This is a genomic window from Flavobacterium suzhouense, from assembly GCF_042684765.1.
GTDB lineage: Bacteria > Bacteroidota > Bacteroidia > Flavobacteriales > Flavobacteriaceae > Flavobacterium > Flavobacterium suzhouense.
In genome coordinates this window covers 14,330-26,462 of sequence record NZ_JBHUMD010000002.1, presented here as the reverse complement: position 1 = coordinate 26,462, position 12,133 = coordinate 14,330, and the positions used below count along the sequence as shown (strand labels likewise).

Here is a 12,133-nt window from a genome sequence, read left to right as displayed (position 1 = left end):
AAGGCATTCACCGTGGTGAATGCCTTCTATATATTAATCAGGATTGACTTCCCCCTTCTTTCTGCTCTTATCAGGTCTTATGATCATCCTTAAAGACTGGTCCTTAGAAAGATATGCAATCATCCAGTTATAGGCTGTAATAATCCTGTTCCTGTATCCGATAAGCGACATAACGTGAATAAATAACCACATAATCCATGCTATAAAACCTTTAAAGTGCATCTCTGGCTTGGGTAGATCGGCAACAGCTTTATTTTTCCCAATAATGGCCATCGATCCTTTGTCGTTATATTTAAAGGTTTTTAGGGCTTCATTCTTAAGCTCTCGCTTAAGGTTTTTGGCCAATAGCGTTCCCTGCTGTATAGCAACCTGTGCCAACTGTGGGTGACCTCCCATAAAAGCGCTATCTACACCCTCCATAATTGAGGTATCGCCAAGCGCGTAAATATTAGTTGTGTTGGCCACTTTATTGTAACCATCTACACTAAATCTTTTACCGCGACCATAGCTTGTTTCAGGAATACCGTCAAATGTCTTAGCAGAAACACCTGCCGCCCATATCAGATTTTTAGACTGTATGGTTTCACCATTATGAAAATATACCGTGTCATCTTTAAAATCGACAACACGTGTATTTAGTTTTATTATTACACCAAGCTTTTCAAGGGCTTCATAAGTATCTTTCTGTGATTTTTTGCTCATAGGAGCCAAAAGAGCATCTCCCCCATCCACAAGGTAAATATTACTCACGCTGGTAGACAATTCAGGGTATTCTTTTCTAAGGATACCGTTACGCATTTCTGCAAACATCCCTGAAACCTCAACACCGGTAGGTCCGCCACCGGCTACAACTATATTCAGGTACTTACGGCGTTCACGGCTATTTTTACAGATAGCAGCTTTCTCCATGCGCTGAAGCAACTTGTTACGCATCTCGATAGCATCATTTAGCGTTTTCATAGGAATAGCGTTCTTACGAACATTCTCCATCCCGAAATAGTTTGATTCTGCACCCGTAGCAAAAACAAGGCGGTCATATTCCAGCTCCCCGTTATTTAATACAACAACATTGTCTTCAGTCCTTACTGAAAGTACTTCACCCAATCTGAAATGAATATTTTCATTTTTACGGAATAACTTCCTGAACGGATAACTTATACTTGAAGGTTCCAGAAAAGCAGTTGCTACCTGGTAAATTAGCGGAGGGAAAAAATTGTAATTGTTCTTATCTACAAGGGTGACATCAAAGTTTTTGTCACCTGCGAGGCCTTTAGCAAGATTAATACCTGCAAAGCCACCTCCTACTATCACTATTCTCATGGATTTCTCTATTTAAAACGCACAAAAAAACCGCGTTTAATACCACTATAAAGTTAAGTATTTTAGTGTTAACGAGGATGATATAGAGTGGTTCAGAAATCACTTTTATGAAATAATTGGGTTTTGCTGAGAGATATTGCACGCATAATAAATATGCATGCATAATTTATCACAGAATTTTATAGTTATGTTAATATCATAGCATTTACCTTATGCGATGCGTATTTTTATATGAGTAATTTGTATTCTATGATAAAGTATTTCAGAAAAAAATCGCTAATAAATGCCGCAACAATACTAAAAAACACCTTTAAAGGTTTTATGGCAGACAAAGGACTTAAACTAAGCGCCTCCTTATCCTATTACACCATTTTTTCATTAGCCCCACTCCTACTGCTGATAATATCATTGGCTGGTGCCATATTTGGCCAGGAAGCAAGCGAAGGACGTGTTTTTGAAGAAATAAATGGCCTTATAGGCAGTCAGGCGGCCATACAGGTTCAGCAAATAATCCAGAACCTCGAACTTTCAGGCAAATCAACTATATCTGCAATTATTGGGGGTATTACACTTGTAATAGGTGCCACCACAGTATTTGGCGAAATACAGGATTCTATTAATATGATATGGAGGGTAAAGGCAAAACCTAAAAAAGGCTGGCTAAAACTTATAAAAGACAGGCTTTTATCGGGGTCTATAATTGTAGGGCTTGGTTTCCTCCTGATAGTTTCGTTAATAATCAACGGGGCGCTCATGGCGCTTAATGATATATTAAAGGCTTATTTTCCTGACCTTACCATTATATTACTTAATATCGCCAATATCGTAATCAGCTTTTTGGTTATAACTGTTCTGTTTGGGGTAATATTCAAGGTGCTTCCGGATGCTAAAATTGGCTGGAAAGATGTTCGGGCCGGAGCATTTTTTACCTCCCTCCTATTTTTATTGGGGCGTTATATTATAGGTTTATATATAGAAACTACCGCAGCCGGATCTCCTTATGGCGCAGCCGGATCGATTATAGTAATATTATTGTGGGTATATTATACAGCAGCGATACTATATTTTGGTGCAGAATATACCCGTGAGTACGCCTGTTTTAAAGGCTCAAAAATTGAACCCGCAGACTATGCCGTATATGTAGAACAAAAAGAAACAGAGAAAAATGTAAAGTTCATTCCTCCCAGACATGAGGATTAAACTGTCATAAAAAAACTCCCTTAAAGGGAGTTTTTTTATTTATAAATGTTGTAAATGGCTAATCTTCACTTCTACCCGATACCCAGTCGACCGCTTTTTGATAATCGGCTTTATGATAACCACGAAACTCGCCCGGCATTACTTTACTAAATACTGAAGTAAAATTAATAACGGTTTCCGAATCAGAAATTATGGCTGCACGGTTCCACCTTGTAATATGATTTATACCTAATAAGGCATCCTGAATCCAGGCACCAATTGTAAAATCAGCTGGAGAATTATCAAGAAACAAAAGATAGTTAAGCTGACCGGTTTTTTCAACCAAATTGGCAACCTGAAGTTTTACAATATCAAAATCTTCTTTTGTGACTTCTCCATCTGAACGAAAACCTACCATACTAGCTGGCAGATCCGGAATTTGTACTATCATGATTTTTTGGTTTTATAGTTATAGCCATAAAGTTAACTCCCAAAGCCTTAAACATAAGTTACAGGCATCATAATATAAACTCAAAAATAGATGGTACTACAATAGGCTTTTTTCCATAACAAAATCTTCCATCAGGTAGCCATTACCTATATTAATATCTTCTTCGGCAATCTTAGCATAATCATTCTTAAGATAAAAATTAACTGCCGAATTGTATCGGTTTACATTTAGGCTCACCTTATGATTAGTATTGGCTCTGGCAGCTTCTTCTATCTTCTGAATGAGTAACCTTCCGGCACCTTTGCCCTGTGTTTCGGGAAGCACATATAATTTGTGTAGTTTGGTAACACCTGGTTTGTAATTCAGTTCATAAGAAGCAAAGCCCAGATATTTGTTATTCTCTGACAATAAAAGAAAATGATGCCCCTTAACGGCAATCTGCTCTGTTATTGCCACGAGGCTATACATCATTTCTAACATATAGTTCAACTGCTCTGGCGAAAGTATTTTATCGTATGCTACATGCCATGTTTTAATAGCTAAGTCATTAATAATCTGAAAGTCTTCAAGCGATGCTTTACGTATTTGCATTATTTGTATAAATTAAAAAACCTTGTTTTTATTGGTTTTTTGGAAGGTGATAAAGGTATAAAAAAAATATTGGCACAGTAATTGGATATTACCAAATAACTTATAAAATTGCCGGGCAAGTCCTAATTTTACTAAACCATGAAAACGATTTTTAAACATATAGCACTTTTCGCTTTTTTTATTGCAGGTGATGCTTTTGCACAGGATATAACTACTGTGAGAGCTAACAATAGCGACATAAGCGATAACTTAGATTTAAGGGCTGTTGCATCTATATTTGGTGAATCCAGCGACCTTGAAGATTTTGAAAGAAGACTGAATGACCCAGACCTTCAGATATCGAACCTTGACCTGAACGGAGACAACAGGGTAGATTACCTTAGGGTTATAGAAGCAACAGAAAACAATACGCACCTTATTATCATACAAGCAGTACTTGGTGCCGATGTATTTCAGGATATAGCAACTGTAGAGGTTGAAAGAGACAGAAGTAACAATGTACAGGTTCAGGTAGTAGGAGATGTATACATGTATGGCCCCAACTATATATATGAGCCGGTATATGCCTACAATCCTTTTATATTCGACATTTTTTGGGTAAGTAGCTATCGTCCTTATTACTCACCGTGGTATTGGGGTTACTATCCTACTTATTATACCTATTGGGCTCCATGTCCTGTATACCGATACAGAAGCCATGTGCGTACTTACATCAACCCAAGAAACTCTTATGCGTATACTACTGTAAGAAATAGCTCGAGGGCTCAGAACATGTACAGTAGCAGAAGACAGAACAGCTATGAAAGACAGCACCCTAATACTTCTTTCGCAAGCAGAAATACTAATGTAAGTAACCGCTATGCCTTAGAGCAAAGCAGAGGTACAGTTAAAGGATCTCGTGGAACAACTACTACATCAAGAAATTCTTTCAGCAACTCGTCAAGATCGAACAATGTGAATACTTCCAACATTAATACTGTTCGTAAAAACGGAAATGCTGTAAGAGGAGGTTATGAAAACAGTTCGTCGAGAGGCACACAAAATGTAAGAACCGCCGATTCTCCTTCGAGAACAGTAAATAATAATGGCCGTGACAATTCTTCTTATACAAGAACACAAACGGCTCAGCCGGCAAGAGTAGAACGTAGCGCCCCTGCTCCAATAAGAAGTGTTGAACGCAGCGCTCCCGTACAACGATCTGCACCGGCAAACAACATGAGTACACCGTCCAGAAGCAGCGCGCCAAGCGTAAGAAGTACACCTTCTTCAGCTCCTGCAAGGCAAAGTACTCCTGCATCAGCCCCTGCCCAACGTGGCGGTGGTGGAGGAAGACGAGGTTAAGTTAATTCTATTTATATTTAGAGAAGAGCATTGCAAACTATTTGTGATGCTCTTCTTGTTTTTAGTCTTAACAAACATTAGCACAAGTTTAATAGAGCATTATAAGCTAACTGAAAATCAGCAAAGTAATTTTATGATATAGAAATTACTAATATCAAAAAATTACAATTATGAGCAAGAGAATCGCCATACTGGCAACCAACGGTTTTGAAGAAAGTGAACTAAAATCACCTAAAGAACATTTAGAGCAACAGGGCTGGACAGCAGAGATTGTCAGCCTGAAAAGCGGAACCATCAAAGCATGGGCGGAAAAAAACTGGGGTAAAGAATATAATGTAGACAAGACCCTTGACGAAGTAACCTCATCAGATTATGATGCATTGGTATTACCGGGTGGAGTTATTAATCCCGATCTGCTGAGAAGACACGATAATGCGATTGCATTTGTTAAGGCTTTTTTTGACGAGAAAAAACCTGTAGCAGCCATTTGCCACGGTCCGCAGATACTTATTAATGCAGAAGTAGTAGATGGCAGGGAGCTTACATCATTCATGTCAATACGAAAAGATCTGGAAAATGCCGGTGCCAACTGGACAGATAAAGAAGTTGTGGTTGACAACGGACTTGTAACCAGCCGTACACCCGATGATTTGCCTGCTTTTAATAAAAAGATGGTAGAAGAAATTAAAGAAGGTAAACATGAACTGCAAAGAAGCTAATCCAAGGTTGAAACTTTGATTCTCCCCGAAAGCTTTTATACCAATTGTGTATAAAAGCTTTCTTTTTTATATTTACTAAAACATTTATACTAATGAAAACAAAACTATTAATTGTGCTTACACTTGTAGCTTTACAGGCTAATGCACAACTTAAACCCGTAACTTACCATGACGGAAACCAAAAGCTTAATGGCTTTGCTTCCCAACCTTCAAAATCTTTAAGTAAAAAACCGGGGATACTTATATTACCTGCCTGGAAAGGCATAAGCAACCACTCTAAAGAAACTGCTGAGAAACTGGCAGGACTTGGCTACCATGCTTTTATTGCCGATATATATGGTGAAGGTAACTACCCATCAAATGTTGAAGAAGCCGGAAAACAATCGGGAAAATATAAGAATGATTATAAACTCTATCAAAAACGCATCTCATTAGCTTTAGAGCAATTGGTAAAAAGCGGTGCAAATGCCGACAATATAGTTATCATCGGTTATTGCTTTGGTGGTACTGGTGCTCTTGAAGCTGCTCGTGGCGGTTTACCGGTTCAGGGAGTGGTTTCATTTCACGGAGGACTTGGCAAAGATGCTTCAAGACCAAATGAACCTGTAAAAACAAAAGTACTTGTGCTTCATGGTGCAGATGACCCCTATGTTCCTCAAAAAGATATTGATGCATTCCAGAAGGAAATGAAAGACGGAAAAGCCGACTGGCAAATGGTATATTATGGCAATGCCGTACATGCATTTACTGAAAAAGAATCAGGAAACGATAACTCTAAAGGTGCTGCCTATAATGAAAAAGCCGATAAACGTTCATGGAGCGATTTTATGGTGTTCTTAAACGAATTGTTTGGTTCAAAATAATTAAACAAATTATTCTACAAAGCCTCCTTATGGGAGGCTTTTTTGTTAAGACTCTTTATTTTTAAATCAAGTTTTAAACATATACTGCTATTTACACATTTTTTTAATAGTTTTAACCCTCCAATCAAACTATCTGAATAATGGGACATCACGACCTTCGCCATGACAAGGAATGCCAAAACTGCGGCCATACCGTTGAGGTTGCTTATTGCTCCAAATGCGGACAACACAATATTGAAACCAGGCAGCCATTTCATCACCTTATAACGCATACCATTGAAGATATAACCCATTATGACAGTAACTTTTGGAAAACTATAAAGTACCTGCTGTTCAGGCCGGGCAAACTTACCATTGAGTATCTGTTAGGGCACAGAATGCGTTATGTAGCACCGGTAAAACTTTATATTTTTATAAGTTTTGTGTGTTTTTTCATTATGGCGCTGATGGCTCCAAGCGATGAAGAACTACATGAAAATACTCATGGCTCAAAAAAGACAGAGCATTCTGCTGAACCAGCCAGGACAACTCCGGTTGTAAAGAAAGATACAACCGTGACACTTACGGTTTCAGATATTTTTAAAAAGGATCTGGATGATAAAAAGTTAGAATCAATAAAAAAAGAAAAAGACAGTATTCTCACTATTGAGGGAGTGAAGGTAAATAATATTCATCAGTTAGATTCTCTCAGGGCGACTCTCAAAAATGATAAAAAAATTCCATTCATAAAATATATTGGTCATAGGATTGAACTAAACCAAAAAAACAAAGCGCTTAACAGTAAAGATTTAGTGATTGCTTTAGCGCATTTATTACCTAAAGTGCTATTCATTTATATGCCTATTTTTGCATTTTGGCTATGGCTTTTCCACGGAAAAAGGCGTTGGTATTTCTTTGATCATGGAATCTTTACTTTACACTACTTCTCCTTTCTGTTATTAATCACAACAATTAATCTTATTATTTCATGGCTATCAAAACTGGTTAACCACCCTGTTTATGACACCATATTTATCATAATTGGCATCGTGATTGGTATTGCATCCTGTATATATCCATTTTTTTATTTCTTTAGGGCGCATAGTAAATTTTATGGTGAAACAAAAGCTATTTCAAGACTGAAAAGTTTTTTACTATTCATTATAAATGTTATTTTAATTCTATTGACAACAACAGCTATATTATTTTATTTATTGGCATATCCCCATTAATATAATCCCTATATTTACTTTTATACTAACTTGATTTAAATGAAACACACACTATTGCTTGCTGCCGTATCGTGCTTTATAGTATCGTGCTCCAGTACTGCTCAGGCTCCTAAGCAAAAAGACTATGCTAAGGCCGATGTTGAAAAATACATGAAGTCCATTACTCCGGGCGACCTAAAAAAGCACCTGTATATTGTTGCTGGTGATGAAATGCAGGGACGTAATACCGGTGAAGAAGGCCAAAAAAAAGCCGGTAAATATTTAATAGAACAGTATAAAAAAGACGGTATCTCCTACCCTAAAGGTGCTACAAGTTTTTATCAGCCAGTACCATCATCTTTTATGATGCGCCCATTTAGTCCAAAACTTGGTGATTCCGAAAATATATGGGCCTATATTGAAGGTACTGAAAAACCAGATGAGGTTCTTGTTATTTCAGCACACTATGACCACGTAGGCATGAAAAACGGTGAAGTTTACAATGGTGCTGATGATGATGGTTCGGGTACTGTTGCCCTGCTTGAAATTGCACAGGCATTTACACAGGCTAAAAAGGACGGTTACGGACCCAAACGCTCTATACTTTTCCTTCACGTTACCGGTGAAGAACACGGACTTCATGGCTCACGCTATTATTCCGAGAATCCTTTGTTCCCGATAAGTAATACCATTGCCGACCTTAATATTGATATGATTGGCCGTCGTGATGATGCGCATAAAGACAATGGCAACTATGTATATGTTATCGGTTCTGACCGTTTAAGTACCGATCTTCATAACATCAATGAAGATGCTAATAAAAAATATACCAAGCTGGATCTTGACTACACGTTTAACGACGTAAACGACCCAAATCAGTTCTATTACAGATCTGACCATTACAACTTTGCGAAAAAGGGAATTCCGATCATTTTCTATTTTAACGGGGTGCATGATGATTATCACCAGCCTGGTGACAAACCTGAAAAAATTGAGTACGACCTATTGGCAAAAAGAGCCCAGCTTGCTTTTGTAACTGCATGGGAACTGGCAAACAGAGAAAACCGCCCTGTTGTAGACAAGAAATAAAAAATAAAACCCTTCGTGATTGCGAAGGGTTTCTTTTTTATCTACGGGCTTGAAAGTAATCCGCAAAAGCTGTACAGTTAGATGTAAGGTCATCGTAATACAGAGGATACTTAACCTTAAGGGTATTATAATACGGGCTCAAATAGTCCGGTTGAGGATATACATCCCTTGCACTATAGTCTGCCCTGTTAGTATCACATAACGCTATCATCCTAATGCATAAAGCTTTAAACTTATCAGTTTTAGCATTCTTCAGCGCAAGTTCATAATAATGTCGTGCATAATTGCATTCTCTAAACTCTTTTTCATCCTCAACCACACTTGTCGCATAGCTACTGCTCCAAGAGTAACGTCGCATCATCCATGAGTTACCATATTGCGTCATGTTATAGTAACAATTGGCAACCAGAAAATAATAATAGTCCCTGTCTTTCTCCTTTACATTCTCTGCTCTTTTAATATACTTAATAAGCTGTTTTGTAACTGTATATTTATTGAGTTTAATATTATCTTTTATCGGAATAAAATCAGGAGTATATTTTATTTGATAAAATGGATTTTTATCAAACACATCTCCGTAATTTTCGACACGTTCCCATGCAGCCTGATTGCCATCCAGATATGTTTTATCAACTTTGTTAAAGTTTACCAATGCCATCTGGAGCTTATTTTTCCTTATATACTTTGTCCCTAACAAATCATATAATACCGGTAATTGAGACGCAAGTTTATTATATTTCCACATTGAAAATTTATCTTTTGATCTGTTTTGCTCTATATCGGTAATCAAATCCTTAACCTGATCAGGAGTATATGTAGAATTTATGTAACCGAAATAATCAGTATAATAATCTTCATAGCCATACCCTACATTTTTTTTATTCTTCCAGTAAGCCGTATTAGTATAATAATCCTCCGAATAGCCATCGCTAAGGCAGGAATAAAGCAAAGCCGCATCGGTAGTGTTTCCTTTATATTCAAGCTCCCTTCCAATAGTGAAAACAAATTTCTGATTCCCACTATTTTTAAGTAGTATGGCTTTTACCTCTTCAGGAATCTCAGCCTTTCCATATTCCTGAGATGCGGTTAGCGCAAGTGCTTTAATAAGTTGGAGCTCATTATAAGTTTTTTCATTTTTATTGATCTTAGATTCAAGTAGCTCAATGGTCGCCAAACTTCCGTTAAAGTCTTTTACAGCAAATTGCAATTGTGCTTTGGCCATTTGCCAAAACATAGGATTATTAACCTCTCCTAAATCTACAGAGTTGACAAAATTCAAAACCTGACCGGCATATTGCCTGTCTTTTTCTACTCTTCTTAGAATTAACTTTACACTTGTCTCTTCTTCATCACCATACGATTCAAATCCAAGAGCGGGCTCAAAATAAGAATAGTACGGTGTATAAATCCAGTCTTCTATCTTGTTTACTTCACGCAACAGTAAAAAAGATAATCCCTCACTACTTTTACTATATGAATATATCTTTCTTATTTCGTCAAGCGCCCTGTCTGATTTTCTCGCTCCTTTAAGGAGATATACATTAGCTCTCTCTCTGTTGTTCGTTGCATATTTAAGCGTTTCGGCAACAGGTATGGAATCTTTGAAATTGCCAATTACAGCAAATCGTTTATCGGGTGCTTTTGCAAAAACCTGAGCTGCGTAAAAATTGACCAATGACTGATTTTTCTCTGCATAAGACTGAAAATACAAGCTCCAGTAATACACTATATCCTTATCCGTAGAATTGGCAAAATAAGTATTGTAAAGCTGACTGATCTTATCAAAATTGCCATCATAGAAAGCCATGCGTATTGCCAGGAAAATATATCTTAGCTGTATGGCTTTATTATTTACTTTTTCAGATGCTTTTAATGCATTATTAATAAGTTTTTGGCGTTGAGGTAACTTAACATATTCCGTTCTTTCCCAGGGATCGCTGTAAAATTCGTTTGCCATCTCACAGGTCTTTGCATATTTAAGGTATTCAATAGCTTCATTGTCTTTGCATTTAAAAAAGTACTTTACCATTTCATTTTTAGAAGCAGCAGTAAAATCAGTCGGGCGCAGATTGTATACAGCATCACTTATAGCATCAATGGATACCTTTCCTTTACAGTAGCTGTACCAGTTCTTTTCATTAGGATTTGCTTTACCTTCAAAAATATTTTTATCATCAAAAGAATCCGATGTGTAATCAAATTCAGAGAACTCATTATAGCCATAAAACTCCGGCTTGAAGAAGCAAAAACGTATATCTTCACCATACGGATAATATCCGCAGGCATTGGCTGTAATACTGCTACTCAGTAAAACGGCTATAAAAACCTTTAATTTCTTCATTGCTGTAGCTTTTTAATTGTTCGTCATCTAAATGGAAAAGACTAACTGTAATGGACTTATCCAATTTTACTCTCTTTTTAATTATATCAATCGCTCCTTTCAATTGTTCACCTCCTATCTCTTCAATTTTAATCTTATCGCCTTGCCTTAGATAAAAATCGTTGATAACAGTATCGTTTTGCACCTGATACCAAAAATCCTTTTCAGGCTTTAAAATTGCTTTAATACTTTTGGTATCGGTATATAGCAGCTTTTGAAAATGATTGTTTTGATACACCTGAACCCATGAGTAAACCGGTAGTGCAATATCAATATGTAAAGGATATTTTTCATCAGTATCCAAATAAGCCGAGAACTCTTTGTTGTCCAGAATAGAATTTCGTTCGTGGTCTTCCAATGGCTTTATAAGATTATAGCACATAAGCATTACCCTATCCACAGGGGGAACTCCCATTTTATCGGGATATTTATACGGATACAATCTTAATGTACAGCTTATTTTTTTTTGAGAGAGTTCTTTTAATCTTTTCAGGAAATAGAAATAATTGTCTTTCGTACTTATTGTCCAGTCGCAATCCATCTGATATTCATCTACTTTTTGAATATTCTTGAATTTATAGTCCGTTCGGTATTTGTTTATCAGAAAATTTACATTGTCTGCTAACAGATCAAGACTTTGCTTAGTACAGCCCTTAAAAACTTCGTTACGTATATACACCGTAGGAACGAGATTGACGTCCTCCATATTATTATACATATGGAGTTCCGTTTTTGCTACAGGGATATTCCCCATAACCTCATTCTTTTCAACTTCAAAAAATTTGACGTACATTTTTTTTACCCCCGTACTTTCCAGTAGGTTCCTTTCGGATTCGCTGAAGCTGTATTCGTTATTTTTCCAGTAATAAAAAGCCTTCTCCACATGTTCAGCTTTGTGGGAACAGGAGGCAACTACTGCCGAAAGTGCCAGCAGCAAAAAGATATGTTTCATGGTGTTTGGTGGTTTTTAGCAGTAACGTAAAATCGTATTAAAATTATATGTTTCCCTT

Annotated in this window: 11 protein-coding genes; 6 read left to right on the top strand and 5 right to left on the bottom strand. The window is 37.0% G+C overall.

What is annotated here, in order from left to right; all coding sequences use genetic code 11:
* Positions 1-33 precede the first annotated feature (33 nt).
* Complete coding sequence (locus ACFSR3_RS00825) at positions 34-1,320, bottom strand: NAD(P)/FAD-dependent oxidoreductase (protein WP_379819285.1); 1,287 nt, start codon at positions 1,318-1,320, stop codon at positions 34-36.
* A gap of 249 nt (positions 1,321-1,569) precedes the next feature.
* Here ACFSR3_RS00825 and ACFSR3_RS00820 point away from each other — a divergent pair, with 249 nt between their 5' ends.
* Positions 1,570-2,520 carry a YihY/virulence factor BrkB family protein gene (locus tag ACFSR3_RS00820; protein ID WP_379819284.1) on the top strand — a complete coding sequence of 317 codons (951 nt, stop codon included), beginning with the start codon at positions 1,570-1,572 and terminating at the stop codon, positions 2,518-2,520.
* Between the two features lie 58 nt (positions 2,521-2,578).
* On the opposite strand, the gene ACFSR3_RS00815 is transcribed toward ACFSR3_RS00820, so the two are convergent.
* On the bottom strand, positions 2,579-2,950 hold the full coding sequence (locus ACFSR3_RS00815) for a SpoIIAA family protein (protein WP_379819283.1): 372 nt from the start codon (positions 2,948-2,950) through the stop codon (positions 2,579-2,581).
* Positions 2,951-3,046: 96 nt separating this feature from the next.
* A complete protein-coding gene (locus tag ACFSR3_RS00810) occupies positions 3,047-3,541 on the bottom strand; it encodes a GNAT family N-acetyltransferase (RefSeq protein WP_379819282.1) in 495 nt (164 codons plus the stop codon).
* A 138-nt stretch (positions 3,542-3,679) separates the two neighbouring features.
* Between ACFSR3_RS00810 and ACFSR3_RS00805 the strand changes: the two genes are divergently transcribed.
* The 5 genes from ACFSR3_RS00805 (at position 3,680) to ACFSR3_RS00785 (ending at position 8,743) form a co-directional block, all read left to right on the top strand.
* On the top strand, positions 3,680-4,882 hold the full coding sequence (locus ACFSR3_RS00805; RefSeq protein WP_379819280.1) for a hypothetical protein: 1,203 nt from the start codon (positions 3,680-3,682) through the stop codon (positions 4,880-4,882).
* 170 nt (positions 4,883-5,052) lie between these two features.
* Complete coding sequence (locus ACFSR3_RS00800) at positions 5,053-5,601, top strand: type 1 glutamine amidotransferase domain-containing protein (protein ID WP_379819279.1); 549 nt, start codon at positions 5,053-5,055, stop codon at positions 5,599-5,601.
* 92 nt (positions 5,602-5,693) lie between these two features.
* Positions 5,694-6,464, top strand: a complete 771-nt coding sequence (locus ACFSR3_RS00795; RefSeq protein WP_379819277.1) for a dienelactone hydrolase family protein — start codon at positions 5,694-5,696, stop codon at positions 6,462-6,464.
* 140 nt (positions 6,465-6,604) lie between these two features.
* Entirely contained in the window at positions 6,605-7,675 is a 1,071-nt protein-coding gene (locus ACFSR3_RS00790) for a DUF3667 domain-containing protein (RefSeq protein ID WP_379819276.1), read from the top strand.
* A gap of 39 nt (positions 7,676-7,714) precedes the next feature.
* On the top strand, positions 7,715-8,743 hold the full coding sequence (locus ACFSR3_RS00785) for a M28 family metallopeptidase (RefSeq protein ID WP_379819275.1): 1,029 nt from the start codon (positions 7,715-7,717) through the stop codon (positions 8,741-8,743).
* Between the two features lie 37 nt (positions 8,744-8,780).
* Here the strand turns inward: ACFSR3_RS00785 and ACFSR3_RS00780 are convergent, their stop codons facing one another.
* Entirely contained in the window at positions 8,781-11,084 is a 2,304-nt protein-coding gene (locus ACFSR3_RS00780) for a hypothetical protein (protein WP_379819274.1), read from the bottom strand.
* Positions 11,044-12,075: a hypothetical protein gene (locus ACFSR3_RS00775; RefSeq protein ID WP_379819273.1), complete on the bottom strand. Its 1,032-nt coding sequence runs from the start codon at positions 12,073-12,075 to the stop codon at positions 11,044-11,046. Before ACFSR3_RS00775 ends, ACFSR3_RS00780 begins: the two co-directional genes overlap by 41 nt.
* Between the last annotated feature and the right edge of the window lie 58 nt (positions 12,076-12,133).